Source organism: Nonomuraea coxensis DSM 45129 (assembly GCF_019397265.1).
Lineage (GTDB): Bacteria > Actinomycetota > Actinomycetes > Streptosporangiales > Streptosporangiaceae > Nonomuraea > Nonomuraea coxensis.
The window spans coordinates 7,383,308-7,401,165 of record NZ_CP068985.1 but is presented as its reverse complement, the minus strand read 5'-3'; the positions used below and the strand labels follow the sequence as shown (position 1 = coordinate 7,401,165).

Here is a 17,858-nt window from a genome sequence, read left to right as displayed (position 1 = left end):
GAGCCGCTGGACCGCTCTCGGAGATCGGCCCAGCGGCGTTTCGGAACGAAACTGCGGGCGGCCTGCGCCCCTAGACATTGAAGATGCTGACGCCACCCGGGCCGACCAGGAACCCGAGGACGATGAGCACGATCCCCCACAGGAGGTCGCGGCGGGCCAGGATCACATAGATCCCGGCGATGACGAGGATTACTGCGATGATCCAGAGCAAAGTAGCCATGAGCCCATCACTGCCCTCAGCCGCGACCCCATAACATCTTTTTCTGCCGCGCTAGCCGCGGCGGGTGGCATTCTTGACCCGGCGCAGGATGCGATCCCATTCGGTGCCGAACGGATTGTCCTGCACGAGGTAGGTCCAGGTCGCCGAGGGCCGCTTGAGGTCCGGCTCCGGCGACTCGAACGCCTCCAGCGAGCGCCGCTCCACCTCGGCCAGCAGCGATTTGTACTCGGCCACCGCCTCGCGGTGGAACTCGTCGACCGGGCTCATCCGGCCCAGCGCCCGCAGGTGGATGCCCTCGCGGAGGTCCTGGAGGAAGGCCAGGTGCTCGGTCCAGCACGTGTCGATGGCGTGCAGCACGATCTGCCTCGCCGTCTCGTCGCGGGTGTCCTCGGGCAGCGCGGCCCAGCGGCCGGGATCGGCCTTCTCCAGCGCCCTGGAGGCGGCGTCACCGTGCAGGACCTTGTCGCGCCACTCCAAAATCAGCTCGCGCTGCTGCTCAAGCAGCCGGGTGTAGCGCCAGGTGTTGCGGTGGATCTCCAGGTTGACGCCCTCGGCGACGCGCTGGGCGTGGCCCACCAGGTAGGCGCCGCGCCGGTGCCTGACGATGCCGTCGGGGTCGGCCGCGGGCGGGCGCTCGTCGGGGACGAACTGCGTGATCAGGTCGTCCTGCATGCTGACGAAGAACACCGAGGCGCCGGGGTCGCCCTGGCGGCCCGCCCGGCCGCGGAGCTGGTCGTCGAGGCGGCTGCTGGCGTGCCGGCCGGAGCCGATGACGTAGAGGCCGCCCAGCTCGGCCACGCCGTCGCCGAGGCGGATGTCGGTGCCCCGGCCGGCCATCTGGGTCGAGACCGTGATCGCGCCACGCTCGCCGGCCCGCGCGATGATCGCGGCCTCCTCGGCGTCGTTCTTGGCGTTGAGCACGACCGGCTCCATGCCGCGCCGCTGCAGCAGCTTGGCGAGGTTCTCCGACTCGGCCACGTCGAGCGTGCCGATGAGGATGGGCCGGCCGGTCGCGTGCGCCTCCTGGATCTCCTCCACCAGCGCCGCGTCCTTGTCGGGGACGGTCGGGTAGACGCGGTCCGGCTCGTCCTCCCGCACGCAGGGCCGGTTGGACGGGATGACGGCGACCTTCAGCCCGTAGAACTCGCCGAGTTGCTCGCTCACCGCGACGGCGGTGCCGGTCATGCCGCAGATCTGCGGATAGCGGCGGATCAGGCCCTGCACGGTGATCGAGTCGAGGATCTCGCCCTTCTCGCTCGGCGGCAGCGCCTCCTTCGCCTCGACGGCCGCCTGGAGGCCGTTGGGCCAGCGCTGGAGCAGCGCCACCCGGCCGCGCGAGGGGTTGATGAGCTGGACCTTGCCGTCGCGCACGATGTAGTCGACGTCGCGGGTCAGCAGCGCGTGGGCGTGCAGGGCGAGGTTGAGCTCGATGAGCGTGCCGGGCTCGTGCTCGTCGTAGAGCTCGACGCCGAGGAGGTTCTCGACGCTGTCGGCGCCCTTGGGCGTCAGGTAGACGTTGCGGGCCTGCTCGTCGATCTCGTAGTGGTAGCCGCGGACGAGCTGGCGGACCAGCGCCGCCATCTCCGGCACCGCGTTGCCGGGGTCGGCCGCGCCGGCCATCACCAGCGGCACGCGGGCCTCGTCGACGAGCACCGAGTCGGCCTCGTCGATGATCGCGACCTCCGGGGCGGGCACGATGATCTCGGCGGCGTCGGTGCGCAGCCGGTCGCGCAGCACGTCGAAGCCGATCTCGCTGACCGGCCCGTACGTCACGTCCTTCGCGTACGCCGCCCGCCGCTCCTCCGGCGTGGAGTTCTGGTCGATCCAGCCCACGCTCACGCCGAGCGCCGCGTAGAACGGCTCCATCCACTCGGCGTCGCGGCGGGCCAGGTAGTCGTTGACGGAGATCACGTGGACGCGCTTGCCCTGGAGCGCGTAGCCGGCGGCGGCCATCGCGCCCGACAGGGTCTTGCCCTCGCCGGTCGCCATCTCGGCCACCTTGCCGTCGAGCAGCGCGAGCGTCCCGAGGAGCTGCACGTCGTAGGGGCGCAGCCCCAGGGTGCGGTCGGCGGCCTCGCGCGCCACGGCGCAGAACTCGGCCAGGTCGTCCATGCCGGGCCTCGGCAGCTCGTCGAGCTCCTTGACCCGCTCGGCGCGCTCGCCGGCCGCCTTGACGACCTTCTGGTAAGGGGTCAGGGGCACGCCGCCCGGACGGTCCAGGAGGTTCCTGAATATTCCCTTGAGTGAGGCCACAGTTCCTCCAACGCACGCTTCGCCGACACCGTTCCCCCGATGCGGGGTGGGAGCGCAGCGACGGCACGGCACGCGCCGCCGTACCGGACCTTAACCCATGTTGCGGCCCGGACCGCCACACCGCTCCCACCCCGGGCTCAGCCCGCCTCGGGCCGGGCCGCGAGCACCGCCACCGCCGCCAGCAGCAACGCGCAGCCGCACCAGGCGAGCGGCGTCAGCCGCTCGCCGAACAGCAGCACGCCGAGCAGCGCCGCGCCGACCGTCTCGCCCAGCGAGATGATCGAGACGGTGGTGGCCCGCAGCGCGGTCAGCGCGCGGAAGAACAGCCCGTACGCCAGCGCCGTCGGCACCGCGCCCAGGTAGAGCAGCAGCGCCACCGACGTCACGCTGACCTCGGGCAGCACGTCACCGGCCGTCGCGAACGGCGCCAGACAGGCCGCGGCCACGACGAACCCGCCGGTCGCCGTGCTCGCCGCGTCGTCGTGGTGGCGACGGGAGAACAGCCGGGACAGCAGGGTCACCCCGGCGTACCCGGCGGCCGAGGCCAGCGCCCAGCCGATCCCGGCGGCGGAGGCGTACGCCTCCCCGGCGGTCTCCGCCGTGAGCAGCACCAGCCCGGCCAGCGCCACGGCCAGCGCGCCGAGCGCGAGCGCGCCGAGCCGTTCGCGCAGCAGGAAGCGGCTGCCGAGCGCGGCGAACACCGGCGTGGCGCCCATGGTGACGACCGTCGCCACGGCCACCCCGGCGTGGGCGATCGCGGCGAAGTACGCGGTCTGGTAGAGCGCCATCCCGGCCCCGATCGGCAGGACCCGCCAGCTCAGCGGCCGGGGGGAGGCGGGACGGGGGGCGAGCAGGAACAGGAAGGCGGCGCCCAGCAGGTAGCGCCACAGGGACACGCCGACGGGGCCGAGCCCGCCGGACTCGAACAGCAGCGAACCGGCCGCGCCGCCGGTGCCCCAGGCGGTGGCGGCCACGGACACGTAGACGGCGCCCCGCCGGGCGGAGACATGGGTCATGACAGGAGCTCTCCGGAGGAGGTGGTGGGAAAAGGGCCCGTACGCGGGCAGCAACCACCCCCGGATCGCCAGGACCCGGATGTCGTGTGAGAGGCCGCCCGCTAGCGGGCGGGAGGCGGAGAGCAGATCAGACGTCGCGGCACGCGGATCAGCGTAGCGGGCTTCACGGTTTGCGCGCGACGCCGCCGAGCAGCAGCTCCTCCCAGGGCGCGAGCGGCCCGGGCGCGCGCTCGTCCGGCCGCCACTCGGGGAAGTGCACCACGCCGGGCTCCTCCAGCACCAGGCCGTCGAAGTAGGCGGCGACGGCCTCCCGCGCACGGAACCAGCTCGTGCCCATCGTGGCCTGGAGCAGCGCCTCCAGGGCCTTCGCCTTGGGGCTCGGCGAGGCCATGTGGTTGGAGGCGGCCAGGTAGCTGCCGGACGGCAGCGCCGCCATGTAGCGGCGCAGCAGCCCGTGCGGGTCCTCGTCGTCGGGGACCAGGTGCAGCAGCCCGATGGCCAGGACGGCGGTGGGCCGCGACAGGTCGACGAGCCGGGTCAGCGTGGGGTGGCCGAGCACGGCCGCGACGTCGCGGGCGTCGGCGGTGACGGCGTCGGCGTACGGGTTGCCCTTCATGATCGCGCGGGCGTGCGGCTCGACCATGGGGTCGAGGTCGACGTAGACCACCCGGCAGAGCGGATCGGCGAACTGGGCGACCTCATGGGTGTTCTCCACCGTGGGCAGCCCGGCGCCGAGATCGATGATCTGGCGGATGCCCGCCTCGCGGACGAGGAAGTCCACGACCCGGCCGCTGAACGCGCGGCTGCACCACACCAGGTCGACGACCTCCGGTACCGCGTCCTTGAGCCGGCGGGCGACCGAGCGGTCGGCGGCGAAGTTCTCCATCCCGCCGAGCAGGGCGTCGTGCACTCTGGCCACGCTCGATCGTGAGGGGTCCACGCCGGGCGGCGCCCACTCCTGCGGGCCGTCGAGACTCACCTGACCCCCTTGTCACGGTCGGATGCGCGGATCGTATCCACACCCGTCGCTCCGGCGCGCGGCCTGGTCCAGGTTCGTCAGGACAGTCAAGCGTCCTTGTCAAATGCTTTGCCGCACGTTTGGGCCCCTGTCGCCGGGTAGTGGATCGGAGCCCGAGGAAGAAGACGAGGAAGAGAGAGGATGAGCTACCTCATGGAGCTCTGGGACTATCGTCCTGACGTCTACGACCGCGGCCAGAGCCTGGACCTCGTGGGTTACCACGTCCAGGCGACGGACGGCAAGATCGGGTCCGTCGATGAGGCGACGTACGAGGTCGGCGAGAGTTACATCATCGTCGACACCGGCCCCTGGATCTTCGGCAAGAAGGTCATGCTCCCGGCTCAGGTCATCACGAGCATCGACCCTCAGGAGCGCAACGTGTACGTGGCGCGCACCAAGGCCGAGATCAAGGACTCGCCCGAGTTCGACGAGGCCAGGTTCAAGGAGCCCGAGTATCGAGCCCGGCTCGGGGACTACTACGGCCGGTTCCCCCGGTGATCCTTGACCTGCCGTTCAGAGGGGCCGCGCCCGGGAGGGCGCGGCCCCTCGCCGTTTCTCCCGTATACCTGACGAAAGGTGACAGGTACGGCTGGAAGCCTGAAGCCATGACAACGCAAGCGAAGCTCTTCGCGGTCTCTCTCGACTGCCAGGAGCCCAAGACGATGGCCGAGTTCTACCACGCGATCACCGGCTGGGAGATCACGTACGCCGAGGACGAGTACGCCGCCGTGAGCGACGGCACGACGAACATCTTCTTCGGCCGTGTGGCCGAGCGCGAGCCGGTGGCCTGGCCCAGCCCGAACAAGCAGTTCCACTTCGACTTCCGGGTGCCGGACGTGGAGCGGGCCGTGGAGGAGTACGTCGCGCTCGGCGCGACCAGGCCCGCGTTCCAGCCCGGGATCACCGAGGATGGGGTGCGCTGGATCGTGCTGCAGGATCCGGCCGGGCACGCGTTCTGCGTCTGCCCTGAGGCATCCTGAAGGAAAGATGTTCCCCCAGGTGGCGGACGATATCTGAGTAATGTTCCGCCGAAAGTATGATTCGTCCGCTCCGCTGTCCTCCTAAGCTGGAGCAATGCTCGTGCAAGGATCTCTGCCCCCGCGTGGCCGCCCATGACCTGGGCCGGCCTGCTCATCGCCCTGGTGGGAGCGCTGGGCTACGCACTCGGCGCCGCCCTCCAGCAGTACGAGGCCGTGGCCGAGGGCGCCTCCCTCAAGCTGGTGCGCCGCCCCCGCTGGTGGATCGGCGGCGTCATCGGCTTCACCGGCGCCTGCCTGCACGCGGTGGCGCTCAGCCTCGCCCCGCTGGTCGTGGTGCAGCCGATCAGCGTGGCCACGCTGGTGTTCGCGGTGCCGCTGGCCGCGTTCATGTACGGGCGCAAGCCGTACCGGGCGGAGATCCTCGGTTCGCTCGCCGTCGCCGTCGGGCTGCTCTGGCTCATGCTGCTGGTGCCCGAGCACGACGTGACGCCGCGTCTCGGCGACGGCGCGGCCCTCGGATTCCTCGCCGTGATCGGCGTGATCGTGCTGGTCACGCAGGTGGCGGCGGGCCGCATGCGGGGCGCGGGGCGGGCGATCGTGCTCGCCGTCGGAGCCGGTGTGGTCACCGCGAGCGTGTCGACGTTCGTCCGGGTCGTGGGCGGCGGCTTGGAGGGCGACTGGGGGCGGCTCGTCCACTGGTTCACCCTCGCGGTGCCCGTGCTGCTGGTCTGCGCCGTGGTGCTGCTCCAGCGCTCCTACGCGGTCGGCTACTTCGGCATCGCGTACGCGGGCGTGCAGGTCATCGACCCGATCACCTCGGTGCTGGCCGGGGCGCTGCTGCTCGGCGAGCCGCTGCCGACCGCCCCCGGCACGGCGGTCCCCGCGCTGCTCGCCGCCGCGCTGACGATCGGCGGCACGATCACCCTGGGCCGCCTGGCCCCCGACCACACCCGCCCGGTCGTCCCGGCGAACCCGGCGGCGCCGGTCGAGGCCGCCGCCTCCCCGGCCGCCGGCTCCGGGAGCGCGGTCACGGCCGCCTCGGACGCGAGCTGACCGCCTCCTCCGGGGGCCGCCAGCCCAGCACCTCGTCCATGGAACGGACGAGCAGGTCCGGCCGGGCCTTCGCCCCGAAGGCCAGCGCGGCGTCGCGGGCCGCCACGAGCAGCGGGGCGCGCAGTTTCGTGGCCCGGCAGACGGCCCACGAACGCCGCATGATCCGCCGGGTGCGCGCCAGCCGGGCGGCGGTGTAGCCGGCCAGGTCGCCCGCGCCGGCCGTGTGCGCCAGCACCACCGCGTCCTCGACGGCCTGGCAGGCCCCCTGCCCGAGGTTGGGGGTCATCGCGTGGGCCGCGTCGCCCACCAGGGCGGTCCTGCCCCGGTGGTAGGCGGGCAGCGGCTCGGCCAGGTGGTGGACGTCGCTCCGGATGACCGCCGCGGGGTCCGCCGCCCGCAGCAGCGCGGGGATCGGCTCGTGCCAGCCGCCGAACCTGCGGATCAGCTCCTCCCGCTCGTCGCCGAGCACGGCGCCCTCGGGCAGCACGTCGGTGGCGTAGACGTAGACGAGGTCGCCGGCCAGCGGGCTCACCCCGAACACCCGTCCCCGGCCCCAGCTCTCGGTCACGCTGACCTCCAGGTCGCCACGGGGCACGAGGCAGCGCCAGGCGGTCACGCCCGCGTACACCGGCCCCGGATGCCCGGGGAACAGCGCCCGCCGGGTGCGGGAGCGGATCCCGTCCGCGCCCACCACGAGGTCGGCGCGCAGTTCCTCGCCCGCCTCGGTGCGGACCATGCCGGTCTCCGGGTCCACGTCCGCCACGGCCGCGCCGAGGCGCAGGGCGCCGGGGCCGAGCGCGCCGGTCAGGACCTCCATGAGCGCCGACCGCAGCATGACCACCACCGAGTCGTCGTAGCGGCCCGCCGCGGTCTCGGGGGTGGTGTGGGTGAGCCAGCGCCCGTCGGCGCGCTTGATCCCCACCTGGCCCTGGATCCTCGACAGCGCGCGGACGCGGTCGCCGAGGCCGAGCGTGTCGAGCGCCTTGAGCGCGTTGGCCGCGATGGCGAGCCCCGAACCGACCGGCTCGATCGCGGGCGCCCGCTCCAGCACCGTCACCTCCCAGCCGCGTTGCCGCAGCGCGATCGCGCTGGTCAGGCCGCCGATCCCGGCTCCGATGACGACGGCTTCCGCCATGTCAGGACCTCCCGCTCACTACGTCTGTAGTGTCAGCGTACTACGGGTGTAGTGCGACCTGTAGGATCGGCTGCCGTGAAACGCTCCGACCTCGTCGCGGACACGGCCATCGCCCTGCTGGCCGAGCGCGGCATGCGCGGCCTCACCCATCGGGCCGTGGACGAGGCGGCGGGCCTGCCGCCGGGCTCCACCTCCAACCTCGCGAGGACGCGGGCGGCCCTGCTGGAGCTGACGCTGGGCAGGCTCGCGGAGCTGGAGTCCACCGTGTTCGAGCCGGAGGCGCTCGCCTCCCCGGTGACGGTGGACGGGGTGGCCCGGCTGGCCGCGCGGGCGCTGCACGCGCAGCTCCTCGACCGCCGGCGTACGCTCGCCCGCTACGAGCTGGCCCTGGAGGCCACCCGCCGGCCCGAGCTGCGCGCGGTCTACGACCTCGCGGGCCGCCGCTTCCGCGACGTCGCCGCGGGGTTGCTGGCCTCGATGGGCTCGGCGGACCCGGCGCGGCACGCCGCCGAGCTCGTGGCCTACGCCGAGGGCCTGATGTTCTACGCCGTCGCCGGCGCGGGCGGCGTCCCCGCCGAGGACGACCTCCGCCACGCGGTCGCCGACCTGCTCGCCGGCATGCTGGGCCGGACCGGGGGCCTCACGGGCGGTTGAGCAGCCGGGCCCGGTGCTCGGGCCACTCCTCCTCGAGGATGCCGAAGACGACGGTGTCGCGCCAGGTGCCGTCCGGCCGCCTGCGGTGCCGGCGCAGCGTGCCCTCGTGCACGCCGCCGATCCGCCGGATGGCGTTCTGGGAGCGCGTGTTGAGCACGTCGGTCTTCAGCAGGACGCGGTTGAGACCCAGGTCGAAGGCGTGGTCCACGAGCAGCAGCTTGCAGGCGGTGTTGACGGCGGTGCGCCAGACGGCGCGGCCGTACCAGGTCCAGCCGATCTCGACGCTGGCCTCGAACCCGGGCACGTCGGCGTAGGTCGTCCAGCCGACCGCCCGGCCGCTCTCCTTCGCCACCACGGCGAACGGGACGTGCTGGTCGTCGTGGACGAGGGCGAGCGCCGTCTTGCCCAGCTCCTCCTCCGTGCGCGGCGTGGCGACCGGCAGCCAGCGCCACACCTCGTCGTCCCCGCCCCCGGCGGCGAACAGGTCGGGGACGTGGGCGAGGGCGAGCGGTTCGAGCCGGACGACGTCGTTCTCGAGGACGACGGGCTGAGGGAGCGTGGCGGTCATGAGGGCAACCCTAGAAGGCCCGGCTTAGCCCTGATGATGGCCACATGGCGGTTTTTGTGGGGATCCACCTGTCGACACTCATACCGGCCGGTCGGTAGGCTCACCGCATGGACTTCGCCTATGACCACGTCACCGAGGACCTGCGGGAACGCCTGCTCCGTTTCATGGACGAGTGCGTCTACCCCGCCGAGGCCGCCTTCGAGGAGCAGGCGGCCGACAGCGGCTGGAACCTCCCGCCCCTCCTGGACGACCTCAAGGACGAGGCCAGGAAGCGCGGCCTGTGGAACCTGTTCCTTCCGGGCGAGCACGGCGCCGGCCTGACGAACCTCCAATACGCCCCGCTGGCCGAGATCCTCGGCCGGAGTCCCACCATCGCCCCGGCGGCCACCAACTGCGCGGCCCCCGACACCGGCAACATGGAAGTGCTGGCGATGTTCGGCAGCGAGTGGCAGCGCAAGGAATGGCTGCGGCCGCTGCTCGACGGCGAGATCCGCTCCGCCTTCGCGATGACCGAGCCGGACGTCGCCTCCTCCGACGCCACCAACATCGCCACCTCCATCGTCCGTGACGGCGACGAGTACGTCATCAACGGCCGCAAGTGGTTCATCTCCGGCGCGATGAACCCCCAATGCAAGATCTTCATCGTCATGGGCAAGACCGACCCCGAGGCGCCGAAGCACCGCCAGCAGAGCATGGTCCTGGTGCCGCGGGACACGCCCGGCCTCCACGTCAAGCGCGGCATGCACGTCTTCGGCTACACCGACGCCGACCACGGCGGTCACGCCGAGGTCGTCTTCGAGGACGTCCGCGTCCCGGTGGCGAACCTCATCGGTGAGGAGGGCGGCGGCTTCGCCATCGCCCAGGCCCGCCTCGGCCCCGGCCGCATCCACCACTGCATGCGCCTCATCGGCATGGCCGAGCGGGCGGTCGAGCTGATGTGCCGGCGGGCGCTGTCGCGCACCACGTTCGGCAAGCCCGTCGCCCGGCAGGGCGTGATCCAGGACTGGATCGCCGAGTCCCGCATCCGCATCGAGCAGCTCCGGCTGCTCGTGCTCAAGACCGCCTGGCTCATGGACACGGTGGGCAACCAGGGCGCCCACACCGAGATCCAGTCCATCAAGATCGCGACGCCGATCGCCGTCGAGTGGATCCTCGATAAGGCCGTGCAGGTGCACGGCGCGGGCGGCGTCTCCCAGGACTTCCCGCTGGCCGCGCTCTGGGCGCACGCGCGCACGCTCCGCCTCGCCGACGGCCCCGACGAGGTGCACAAGCGCTCACTCGCCTACCGCGAGCTCAAGAAGTGGATGTGAGAAGGGTGAACGAGGCGGACATCAAGCAGCGGGTCGCGGAGTTCCTGGCCGGGCACGACCCGGCGGGGGACCGGCTGGAGTTCCTGCGGGCCAGGTTCGACGCCGGGCTCGCCTGGGTGTGGTTCCCCGAAGGGCTCGGCGGGCTCGGCGCGTCCCGCGAGCTGCAGCAGGTCGTGGAGCGGGAGCTGGCCGACACCCCGCAGATCAACGGCGGCAAGCAGGGCATCGGGCTCGGCATGGCCGCGCCGACGATCCTCGCGTTCGGCACCGAGGAGCAGAAGCGCCGCTTCCTGCGCCCGCTGTGGACCGGCGAGGAGATCTGGTGCCAGCTCTTCAGCGAGCCCGGCGCCGGCTCCGACCTGGCCACGCTCGCCACCCGGGCGGTGCGCGACGGCGACGAGTGGGTGGTGGACGGCCAGAAGGTGTGGACGTCCGGCGCGCACCACGCCCGCTGGGCCATCCTCGTCACCCGCACCGACCCCGAGGTGCCGAAGCACCGCGGGCTGACGTACTTCGTGTGCGACATGAACGCGCCCGGCGTCGAGGTGCGGCCGCTGCGGCAGATCACCGGCGAGGCCGAGTTCAACGAGGTCTTCCTCACCGGCGTGCGGCTCTCCGACGACCTGCGCCTCGGCGAGGTCGGCGACGGCTGGCGGGTCGCGCAGACCACGCTCATGAACGAGCGCGTGGCCATCGGCGGCGCGCCCACCCGCCGCGGCGGCGGCGTCATGGCGGCGGTGCTCGACGCCTGGCGCGAGCGTCCCGAGCTGCGGACCCACGACCTGCACCAGCGGCTGCTGTCGCTGTGGGTGGAGGCCGAGGCCACCCGCCTGTCGGGCGCGCGGCTGCGCGAGCAGCTCGCCGCCGGGCAGCCGGGGCCCGAGGGGTCGGGGATGAAGCTGTCGTTCGCCAAGCTCAACCAGGCGCTGACCGGCTTCGACGTCGAGTTCAACCGCGACCTGGGCTACGACGACTGGACGTTCAGGCGTTCCGAGGACGTCGACTTCTTCGGCCGCGGGCCCGGCTACCGCTACCTGCGGGCCAAGGGCAACTCGATCGAGGGCGGCACGTCGGAGATCCTGCGCAACATCGTCGCCGAGCGGGTGCTCGGCCTGCCCTCCGAACCCCGCGTCGACAAGGACGTGCCCTGGAAGGACCTGCCGCGATGACCCTGCTGTACACCGAGATCGAGGAGGAGCTGCGCGCGAGCGTGCGGGCGCTGCTGGCCGACCGCTGCCCGCCGGCCGCCGTGATCGAGCGCGTGGAGTCCGAGCCTGCCGACCTGGACCTGTGGAAGACGCTGGCCGGCGAGATCGGCGTGGCCGGGCTGCTCATCCCCGAGGAACTGGGCGGCGCGGGAGCCGGTCCTGGCGAGGCGGGCGTGGTGCTGGAGGAGCTGGGCCGGGCGGTCGCTCCGGTGCCGTTCCTCACCAGCGCGGTGCTGGCCACCCGGGCGCTGCTGCCGACCAGGGACGCGCTGCTCGGCGAGCTGGCCGAGGGACGCCGTACGGCGGCGCTGGCGGTGTCGTTCGCGGCCTCGCCGTACCGGCCGCAGCGGGGCTCGGCGGTGCGGGCGGAGGGCGGCCGGCTGTCCGGCACCGTCACGGGCGTGGCCGGGGCGGACGCGGCCGACGTGCTGCTGGTGCCCGTGGACGGCGAGCTGTACGCGGTCGAGGCGGCGGCGGCCGTGGTGACGGCCGGGCCGTCGCTGGACCTGACCAGGCCGGTCGCCACGGTGACCTTCGACCGGGCCGAGGCCAGGCACGCAGGGGCCTGCGACCTGGCCGCCGTGCTGCGCCTCGGCGCGGCGCTGCTGGCCAGCGAGCAGCTCGGCGTGGCGGAGTGGTGCCTGGAGACGACGCTCGGCTACGTCAAGGAGCGCCACCAGTTCGCCCGGCCCGTCGGCTCGTTCCAGGCGATCAAGCACCGGCTGGCCGATCTGTGGCTGGACGTCGTACGGGCGCGGGCCGCGGCCCGCAACGCGGTGGCCGACCCGTCGGCCGTCTCGGTGGCCGTGGCGCAGGCGTGGAACGCCGGGGTCGCGGTGCGCGTGGCCGAGGAGGCGCTGCAACTGCACGGCGGGATCGGGATGACCTGGGAGCACCCCGTCCATCTCTATCTCAAGCGCGCGAAGTCCTCGGAGATCGCGCTCGGCACGCCGGGCGACCACCGGGCCGCGCTGGCCTCACTCGTCGGCGTGCCCGGCCCCGAGGGAGGCGAGCAGTAGGTCGGCGAAGTGCCTGCCCACCTGGGCGCCGGTGAGCGGCCCTTCCACGTGGAACCACGTGCCCAGGTGGTGCACCGAGCCGAAGAAGTAGTCGACGACCAGCTCGGCGGGGACCCTGGCGGAGAAGACGCCGGCGCGCTGCCCCTCGGCCACGAGGTCGCGGAAGCGTTCGTGGTAGCGGCGGCGTTCGGCGCGCACGGTCTTCTGGGTCTCCGGGGCGAGCAGGTGCATCGACCGGAAGAAGATCTTGGAGTCGTCGAGGTTGGCGGTCGTGGTCTCGACGACGTCGGCGGCGGCGCGGTGCAGGCGCTCCTCCACCGTGCCGGCGCCGCCCGCGATGTGGGTGAGCCGGTCGAGCTGCAGGCGCAGGACCCTGCCGTAGATCTCGCGCAGCAGGTCGTCCTTGGATTCGAAGTAGTGGTACATGGCGCCCTTGGTGACGCCCGCCGCCACGACGATCTCCTGCACGGAGGTGCCTTCGAACCCGCGCTCGGCGAACAGCCTGGTCGCCTCGGCGAGCAGCCGCTGCCGGACCGGTTCGTCTTTCCCCTGCTGCCCCTTGGTCACCGGCACAGCATACCGACTGGTCGGTTGAAGCAGGCGACACCTGCTTGCCGGTGCCAATCGTCTCACCTTAGGCTTGCCTTGGTTGCGGGCCGGGTATCCCTTGACCGGCGAGGGGATCTTCGGCGTGGCAGATCCTGCACATTTCCTACGCTTTGGGGGAGTTTGCCGTGCCCGGTGGCTCGATCTACGTGCAGCCAAGCGACAAGTACACAGGAAACTCCGCGCAGTGGTGGTACGAGAAACTCTGGCGCGAGGACGCCAAGAACCGCCGCAGGTCCAGATACGTCAAGGCGGGCGTGGGGTTCGTCGTCGGCGTCGCGGTGGCCCTGCGCTTCGGCCTCTCCACGGCCTCGGTCCTGGTGGGCCTCCTGGTCGCCGGTCTCGTGGCCGCGGTCGACTGGTATCTCGACTGGCACGCCTTCCACGCCACCGCCGTCTGGCGCGGGGCCAAGCACGGTGAGACGATCACGGCCAGGCTCCTGCGCCGCTCCCTGGGCCGGCAGGGCTACACCGTGCTCGACGGGCGCGCCGTCAAGGGCGAGGCGTCCATCGACCACCTCATCATCGGCCCCGCCGGGGTGTGGATCGTGGACAACGAGTCCTGGAGCCCCGACACCGACATCAACGTCTACGGCGGCCGGCTGTTCTTCGGCGAGAAGTACGGCTCCACGTACGCGCGCAAGCTCGTCAAGACCGCCGAGTCCTTCGGCGACCTGCTGACCCGCGAGACCGGCGTCCAGGTGACGATCTCGCCCATGCTCGCCGTCCACTGCGGCCTCCTGCCCAAGGGCGGCGTCTTCGTGGCCGAAGGGCTGACGGTGCTCAAGCCACGCGTGGCCCCCAAGGTCATCCAGGCCGTCGGGGGCCGCGTCTACACCGACGAGCAGATCGAGCTGCTCACCCGCACCGCGGCCAAGGAGCTGCTCAAGGCCGCCGCCTGAGACCTGCCTCCCCGCGATCCCGGCCCGGCCCCGGCCGGGATCGCCGATCGTGCCGCCGCTCCCGTGGAACGGCGGCACGATCGGCTGCGATCATCGACGCATGTCCGCATCGCCTGATCCGTACACCTTGGTCACCCACTTACGGTCGCTGCCCGACGAGTGGCTGACCTACCTGCTGCGGCAGGTCTTCGAGGCTCGCACCCCCGACGACGATCCCGGGAGCCGCTACCTCCTGGCCGTCGCCACCCGTGAGCGCGACCCCCGCACCGGCCGCTGGGAGGGTCCGCCCGAGTACAGCGCGGTGGCCTACCCGGACGCCGACCACTACGGCGGCGACCGGCGCGACGTCGACTGGGGCCTGGCGCAGAGCGGCGGCTGCGCCCGCTGCCGGATCGGCCTCGCCGGCAGCCGCAAGCACGTCCGCTGCCCGGTCTGCGACGAGCCGGCGTACCTGACATGAGGGACGACCTGCCCCTGGGCGAGCTGCGCGACGCCGTGGCCAGGATCACCGTCGAGCGGCTGCTGCCGGAGCTGCTGGCCCTGCCCGACGACCGGCTGCGGGACGTGCTCGGCGCGGTGCTGTCCCACCGCCTGCCGTACCCGCCGGCGCCCGGCACGGAGTCGCGGCTGTTCCTCGCGGTACGCGGCCCCGCCCCCGGGCGCAGGGGTCCCGCCTGGCGGCATCCGGCGGTGGCCGCCGCGTTGCCGCGCCTCGGGACCCGGGACGGGCGTGGCCGGCTCGCGTACGAGGGCCGCTGCGCGGCCTGCGGCACGCCGCTCCGCGCGGACACCGCCCACGCAGCCTGCCCGGTGTGCGGGGTGACGGCCACGGACCTGACGGTCAGGCCAGGGTCTCGATGAACGCGGTGAGCTGGGCGACGTTGCGGCACTCGTACATCGGGACGATCGTGGCGTAGTCGCTCGCCACCGAGTCGCCGGTGTCCCACTGCTGCCGGGGCTCCGGGTTCAGCCAGTAGGCGTGGCGGGCCTTGCCGGCCAGCGACTTCAGCAGGTCGAGAGCGGGCGGCTGGTAGTTGGAGCGGGCGTCGCCGAGGATCAGCAGCGAGGTCCTGGGGCCGATCGCGTCGCCGTAGCGCTCGGCGAAGGTCTCCAGGCTGTGCCTGTAGTTGGTACGGCCGAAGCGGACCATGTCGGCCTCCTTCGCGAGCCGGGTCATGGCCTCGACGACGTCGGCGCCGGGCTGGAAGAACTTCGTGATCTCGTCCACCGTGTCCACGAAGCCGAACGCCCGCACCTTCGTGAACTGCTCACGCAGCGCGTACGTCAGCAGCAGCGTGAAGTGCGCGAACGACGAGACCGAGTCGCTGGTGTCGCAGAGGATGACCAGCTCCGGCTTGTGCGGCCGGGGCGGCTTGAAGTGCGTGGTCAGCGGGACGCCGCCGCTCTGCAGCGAGGCCCGCACGGTGCGGCGGAAGTCGAGCCGCCCACGCCGGCCCTTCCTGTGCTTGATCGTCAGCCGTGCCGCGAGCCGCCGGGCCAGCGGGTGCACCTCGCGGCGCAGCCGGGCCAGGTCGGCCTTGGTGACGCGCAGGAAGTCGATCTGGTCGAGCGGCGGGCGCACGGCGGAGCGGGCGATGCGCTCCACCCCGGAGTCCTCGGCGATGCGGCGGCGGACGTCGGTGGCGACCTCCTCCTCGAAGCGCCGGATCCCGGAGGTGACCCGCTGCCGCACGGTCTTCTCCGCCAGCCCGCCGCGCTCCTGCCCGGCCAGGACCTCGCGCAGGATGCGGGCCATCAGCGTCTCGGGGGACAGGGCCCGCAGGACGCTGTAGGAGAACCAGTTCTGCCGGCCGGGCCCGGACGCCTGCTGCCGCCCGAACCGGCTCACCATCGCCTGCGCGAACGCCCGCATCTCGGCGTCGCCGCCGTCGGTCAGCAGCTGCGCGAGGTACGCCCGCAGCTCCTCGACGGTCGCCGTCTCCGGGTCGAGCGGCTCCTCGCGCGGGGCGCGCAGGCCGGTCGTCGTGGCCGGGAACCAGAGGTCGAACAGCACGTCGAACCCCGGCCGGTAGCCGGGCTTCTTGACCAGCGTCGCCGCGTACGCGGCCCGCAGCGACTCCCGGTCGGCCAGCTCGACCACACGCAGCGCGTTGGCGGCGTCCAGCCCCTCGGCCACCGACACGGGCACCCCGGCCTCACGCAGCGCGTGGACGAAACCGACATGCCGGTCGACCAGCGAGCCGGGCTCAGGCATCGGGAAGCCCCAGCTCCTTGACCGCCCGCGTGTGGTCGGCGGCGTGCTTGAGCACCACGCCCAGCGTCCCCGCGACGGTGGCCTCGTCCAGTTCCTCCCTGCCGAGGGCGAGCAGGGTGTTGGCCCAGTCGACGGTCTCGGCCACCGACGGGGCCTTCTTCAGCTCCAGCGCCCGCAGCGTCGCCACGGTCCTCGCGAGCTGCTCGGCGAGGTCGCCCCGGATGCCCGGCACCTGGCTGAGCACGATGTCGCGCTCGCGTTCCGGCGTCGGGTACTCGATGTGCAGGTAGAGGCAGCGCCGTTTGAGCGCCTCCGACAGCTCGCGGGTGGCGTTGGAGGTCAGCACGACGTACGGTCGCCGCCGGGCCACGACGGTGCCGAGCTCGGGGATCGTCACCTGGAAGTCCGACAGCAGCTCCAGCAGCAGGCCCTCCACCTCGACGTCGGCCTTGTCGGTCTCGTCGATGAGCAGCACCGTCGGCCGGTCGGACCTGATGGCCTTGAGCAGCGGGCGCTCCAGCAGGAACTCCTCGGTGAAGATGTCGTCGTCCGCGCTGGTCGCCTGGATGCGGAGGAGCTGCTTCTTGTAGTTCCACTCGTAGAGGGCGCGGGCCTCGTCCAGGCCCTCGTAGCACTGCAGCCGGATCAGGTCGGACCCGGTCGCCGCGGCGACCGCCTTGGCGAGCTGCGTCTTGCCGACCCCGGCCGGGCCTTCCACCAGCAGCGGCTTGCCCAGCGCCGCGGCGAGGAACACCGAGGTGGAGATGGCGTCGTCGGAGAGATAGTCCACGGCGGCGAGCCGCTCCGTCACGTCGGCGGGCGAGTCGAACATCGATGCTCCTGTCTGCGGGCCGAACTTTATTCTAGCAACAGAGCGTCGCCGATGACCGATTCGACCAGGATGGGGATGACCGGTATATTCCTTCCTGCAAGGCGCCGCTAGCTCAGTTGGTCAGAGCAGCTGACTCTTAATCAGCGGGTCCGGGGTTCGAGTCCCTGGCGGCGCACCGCACCAAACCCAGTTCAGTACGCTGAGCTGGGTTTTTTGGTGTCAGGATGCGCAGGGCGGCTCATCGGGCCTGGCCGGCGAGCAGGCGGCGCCACCATTCGAGCGCTTCCCCGCGGCGCCACCGATCGGCCGTCCAGGACACCGGCGGCACGCCCCGGCGGGGAACGGTCCGCCGACGGATCTGATAGACGCCGCCGCAGGCCACCAACTCGTAGGCGGTCATCTGACAGGAGCAGGTGTACGCGACGACCCGGCCGGGCGCGAGTCCCTGCCCGATCCACCGCAGCGCCGTACGACCGGGGCGTGGCGCGGCCGGATGCGGCGAGATCCCCGGGCAGTCCTCGTCCGTGAGGACATCGGGCGGAGCGAGAACGACGGCGGACGCGGTCACCGTATTGTCCGGACGATCCAGCGCTTCCGCTCGGCGATGCCCTCCTGTACCGCGATGGCCTGGCACAACTTCACCAGGTCGTCGGCATCGACCGTACGGTGGGCACCGGCGTCCTCGGCGGCCCGGGGGAACGGTTGCTCGCGCGTGGCCCAGAATCGTCCGGCGTCGCTGCGCATGATCCGCCATCCGGCGAACACCGGACGGGCGGCAGTTGTAGCCCTATCGTGTGTCATGGGTCAGGACCACCATCCTGATCAAGGGGTCCGTACGGCGGTGTCAACGCCTGCGGACCCCGGTTTCG

At 72.3% G+C, this 17,858-nt stretch carries 21 protein-coding genes and 1 tRNA gene; 11 read left to right on the top strand and 11 right to left on the bottom strand.

The window, feature by feature from the left end; translation table 11 throughout:
• Window positions 1-70: 70 nt before the first annotated feature.
• The 4 genes from Nocox_RS34625 to Nocox_RS34610 form a co-directional block, all read right to left on the bottom strand.
• The gene (locus Nocox_RS34625) at window positions 71-220 is read right to left on the bottom strand and encodes a GPGG-motif small membrane protein (protein WP_020543887.1); all 150 of its coding nucleotides are present in this window, start codon (window positions 218-220) and stop codon (window positions 71-73) included.
• 51 nt (window positions 221-271) lie between these two features.
• Window positions 272-2,422 carry an accessory Sec system translocase SecA2 gene (gene secA2 / locus Nocox_RS34620; RefSeq protein WP_020543886.1) on the bottom strand — a complete coding sequence of 717 codons (2,151 nt, stop codon included), beginning with the start codon at window positions 2,420-2,422 and terminating at the stop codon, window positions 272-274.
• 188 nt (window positions 2,423-2,610) lie between these two features.
• On the bottom strand, window positions 2,611-3,489 hold the full coding sequence (locus Nocox_RS34615) for a DMT family transporter (protein ID WP_020543885.1): 879 nt from the start codon (window positions 3,487-3,489) through the stop codon (window positions 2,611-2,613).
• Window positions 3,490-3,652: 163 nt separating this feature from the next.
• Window positions 3,653-4,468 carry an SAM-dependent methyltransferase gene (locus Nocox_RS34610; protein ID WP_026214467.1) on the bottom strand — a complete coding sequence of 272 codons (816 nt, stop codon included), beginning with the start codon at window positions 4,466-4,468 and terminating at the stop codon, window positions 3,653-3,655.
• 180 nt (window positions 4,469-4,648) lie between these two features.
• Here Nocox_RS34610 and Nocox_RS34605 point away from each other — a divergent pair, with 180 nt between their 5' ends.
• The 3 genes from Nocox_RS34605 (at window position 4,649) to Nocox_RS34595 (ending at window position 6,540) form a co-directional block, all read left to right on the top strand.
• A complete protein-coding gene (locus tag Nocox_RS34605; protein ID WP_020543883.1) occupies window positions 4,649-5,005 on the top strand; it encodes a PRC-barrel domain-containing protein in 357 nt (118 codons plus the stop codon).
• Window positions 5,006-5,112: 107 nt separating this feature from the next.
• Window positions 5,113-5,487 (top strand): VOC family protein, encoded by a 375-nt coding sequence (locus tag Nocox_RS34600; protein WP_026214466.1) that lies wholly within the window; start codon window positions 5,113-5,115, stop codon window positions 5,485-5,487.
• 132 nt (window positions 5,488-5,619) lie between these two features.
• Window positions 5,620-6,540, top strand: coding sequence for a DMT family protein (locus tag Nocox_RS34595; protein WP_020543881.1), 921 nt, complete (start codon window positions 5,620-5,622; stop codon window positions 6,538-6,540).
• Here Nocox_RS34595 and Nocox_RS34590 read toward each other — a convergent pair.
• Window positions 6,515-7,675, bottom strand: coding sequence for an FAD-dependent oxidoreductase (locus Nocox_RS34590; protein WP_020543880.1), 1,161 nt, complete (start codon window positions 7,673-7,675; stop codon window positions 6,515-6,517). The genes Nocox_RS34595 and Nocox_RS34590 overlap by 26 nt on opposite strands.
• A gap of 75 nt (window positions 7,676-7,750) precedes the next feature.
• Between Nocox_RS34590 and Nocox_RS34585 the strand changes: the two genes are divergently transcribed.
• The gene (locus Nocox_RS34585; protein WP_020543879.1) at window positions 7,751-8,329 is read left to right on the top strand and encodes a TetR/AcrR family transcriptional regulator; all 579 of its coding nucleotides are present in this window, start codon (window positions 7,751-7,753) and stop codon (window positions 8,327-8,329) included.
• Here the strand turns inward: Nocox_RS34585 and Nocox_RS34580 are convergent.
• A complete protein-coding gene (locus Nocox_RS34580; RefSeq protein ID WP_020543878.1) occupies window positions 8,316-8,897 on the bottom strand; it encodes a GNAT family N-acetyltransferase in 582 nt (193 codons plus the stop codon). The genes Nocox_RS34585 and Nocox_RS34580 overlap by 14 nt on opposite strands.
• Window positions 8,898-9,004: 107 nt before the next feature.
• On the opposite strand from Nocox_RS34580, the gene Nocox_RS34575 reads away from it, so the two are divergent.
• Genes Nocox_RS34575 through Nocox_RS34565 form a run of 3 tightly spaced genes read left to right on the top strand, consistent with a single transcriptional unit; the run spans window position 9,005 to window position 12,434 of the window.
• Window positions 9,005-10,207 carry an acyl-CoA dehydrogenase family protein gene (locus tag Nocox_RS34575; RefSeq protein WP_020543877.1) on the top strand — a complete coding sequence of 401 codons (1,203 nt, stop codon included), beginning with the start codon at window positions 9,005-9,007 and terminating at the stop codon, window positions 10,205-10,207.
• Window positions 10,208-10,212: 5 nt separating this feature from the next.
• The gene (locus tag Nocox_RS34570; protein WP_020543876.1) at window positions 10,213-11,376 is read left to right on the top strand and encodes an acyl-CoA dehydrogenase family protein; all 1,164 of its coding nucleotides are present in this window, start codon (window positions 10,213-10,215) and stop codon (window positions 11,374-11,376) included.
• Window positions 11,373-12,434: an acyl-CoA dehydrogenase family protein gene (locus tag Nocox_RS34565; protein ID WP_020543875.1), complete on the top strand. Its 1,062-nt coding sequence runs from the start codon at window positions 11,373-11,375 to the stop codon at window positions 12,432-12,434. Before Nocox_RS34570 ends, Nocox_RS34565 begins: the two co-directional genes overlap by 4 nt.
• Here Nocox_RS34565 and Nocox_RS34560 read toward each other — a convergent pair.
• On the bottom strand, window positions 12,393-13,007 hold the full coding sequence (locus Nocox_RS34560; protein ID WP_020543874.1) for a TetR/AcrR family transcriptional regulator: 615 nt from the start codon (window positions 13,005-13,007) through the stop codon (window positions 12,393-12,395). The two genes, Nocox_RS34565 and Nocox_RS34560, sit on opposite strands and share 42 nt — an antisense overlap.
• A gap of 161 nt (window positions 13,008-13,168) precedes the next feature.
• Here Nocox_RS34560 and Nocox_RS34555 point away from each other — a divergent pair, with 161 nt between their 5' ends.
• The 3 genes from Nocox_RS34555 (at window position 13,169) to Nocox_RS34545 (ending at window position 14,803) form a co-directional block, all read left to right on the top strand.
• Window positions 13,169-13,942 carry a nuclease-related domain-containing protein gene (locus Nocox_RS34555; protein ID WP_020543873.1) on the top strand — a complete coding sequence of 258 codons (774 nt, stop codon included), beginning with the start codon at window positions 13,169-13,171 and terminating at the stop codon, window positions 13,940-13,942.
• Between the two features lie 100 nt (window positions 13,943-14,042).
• On the top strand, window positions 14,043-14,402 hold the full coding sequence (locus Nocox_RS34550) for a hypothetical protein (protein ID WP_157383128.1): 360 nt from the start codon (window positions 14,043-14,045) through the stop codon (window positions 14,400-14,402).
• Window positions 14,399-14,803 (top strand): FmdB family zinc ribbon protein, encoded by a 405-nt coding sequence (locus Nocox_RS34545; RefSeq protein ID WP_020543871.1) that lies wholly within the window; start codon window positions 14,399-14,401, stop codon window positions 14,801-14,803. Before Nocox_RS34550 ends, Nocox_RS34545 begins: the two co-directional genes overlap by 4 nt.
• Here the strand turns inward: Nocox_RS34545 and Nocox_RS34540 are convergent.
• Both Nocox_RS34540 and Nocox_RS34535 read right to left on the bottom strand, forming a co-directional pair.
• Window positions 14,784-16,157, bottom strand: a complete 1,374-nt coding sequence (locus Nocox_RS34540) for a vWA domain-containing protein (protein WP_020543870.1) — start codon at window positions 16,155-16,157, stop codon at window positions 14,784-14,786. The genes Nocox_RS34545 and Nocox_RS34540 overlap by 20 nt on opposite strands.
• Window positions 16,150-16,989, bottom strand: a complete 840-nt coding sequence (locus Nocox_RS34535) for an AAA family ATPase (RefSeq protein WP_020543869.1) — start codon at window positions 16,987-16,989, stop codon at window positions 16,150-16,152. Before Nocox_RS34535 ends, Nocox_RS34540 begins: the two co-directional genes overlap by 8 nt.
• 101 nt (window positions 16,990-17,090) lie before the next feature.
• Here Nocox_RS34535 and Nocox_RS34530 point away from each other — a divergent pair.
• Window positions 17,091-17,164: transfer RNA gene (locus Nocox_RS34530), tRNA-Lys, on the top strand.
• Window positions 17,165-17,227: 63 nt separating this feature from the next.
• Here Nocox_RS34530 and Nocox_RS34525 read toward each other — a convergent pair.
• Complete coding sequence (locus Nocox_RS34525) at window positions 17,228-17,557, bottom strand: hypothetical protein (protein ID WP_020543868.1); 330 nt, start codon at window positions 17,555-17,557, stop codon at window positions 17,228-17,230.
• Entirely contained in the window at window positions 17,554-17,733 is a 180-nt protein-coding gene (locus Nocox_RS34520) for a hypothetical protein (RefSeq protein WP_246649651.1), read from the bottom strand. Before Nocox_RS34520 ends, Nocox_RS34525 begins: the two co-directional genes overlap by 4 nt.
• Between the last annotated feature and the right edge of the window lie 125 nt (window positions 17,734-17,858).

Excerpts from the sequence above, each read along its gene's own strand:
- Nocox_RS34540 (WP_020543870.1), bottom strand. The coding sequence starts at position 16,157 with ATGCCTGAGCCCGGCTCGCTGGTCGACCGGCATGTCGGTTTCGTCCAC.
- Nocox_RS34625 (WP_020543887.1), bottom strand. The coding sequence starts at position 220 with ATGGCTACTTTGCTCTGGATCATCGCAGTAATCCTCGTCATCGCCGGG.
- Nocox_RS34580 (WP_020543878.1), bottom strand. The coding sequence starts at position 8,897 with ATGACCGCCACGCTCCCTCAGCCCGTCGTCCTCGAGAACGACGTCGTC.
- Nocox_RS34615 (WP_020543885.1), bottom strand. The coding sequence starts at position 3,489 with ATGACCCATGTCTCCGCCCGGCGGGGCGCCGTCTACGTGTCCGTGGCC.
- Nocox_RS34535 (WP_020543869.1), bottom strand. The coding sequence starts at position 16,989 with ATGTTCGACTCGCCCGCCGACGTGACGGAGCGGCTCGCCGCCGTGGAC.
- Nocox_RS34575 (WP_020543877.1), top strand. The coding sequence starts at position 9,005 with ATGGACTTCGCCTATGACCACGTCACCGAGGACCTGCGGGAACGCCTG.
- Nocox_RS34550 (WP_157383128.1), top strand. The coding sequence starts at position 14,043 with ATGTCCGCATCGCCTGATCCGTACACCTTGGTCACCCACTTACGGTCG.
- Nocox_RS34565 (WP_020543875.1), top strand. The coding sequence starts at position 11,373 with ATGACCCTGCTGTACACCGAGATCGAGGAGGAGCTGCGCGCGAGCGTG.
- Nocox_RS34595 (WP_020543881.1), top strand. The coding sequence starts at position 5,620 with ATGACCTGGGCCGGCCTGCTCATCGCCCTGGTGGGAGCGCTGGGCTAC.
- Nocox_RS34520 (WP_246649651.1), bottom strand. The coding sequence starts at position 17,733 with ATGCGCAGCGACGCCGGACGATTCTGGGCCACGCGCGAGCAACCGTTC.
- Nocox_RS34605 (WP_020543883.1), top strand. The coding sequence starts at position 4,649 with ATGAGCTACCTCATGGAGCTCTGGGACTATCGTCCTGACGTCTACGAC.
- Nocox_RS34590 (WP_020543880.1), bottom strand. The coding sequence starts at position 7,675 with ATGGCGGAAGCCGTCGTCATCGGAGCCGGGATCGGCGGCCTGACCAGC.
- Nocox_RS34600 (WP_026214466.1), top strand. The coding sequence starts at position 5,113 with ATGACAACGCAAGCGAAGCTCTTCGCGGTCTCTCTCGACTGCCAGGAG.
- Nocox_RS34545 (WP_020543871.1), top strand. The coding sequence starts at position 14,399 with ATGAGGGACGACCTGCCCCTGGGCGAGCTGCGCGACGCCGTGGCCAGG.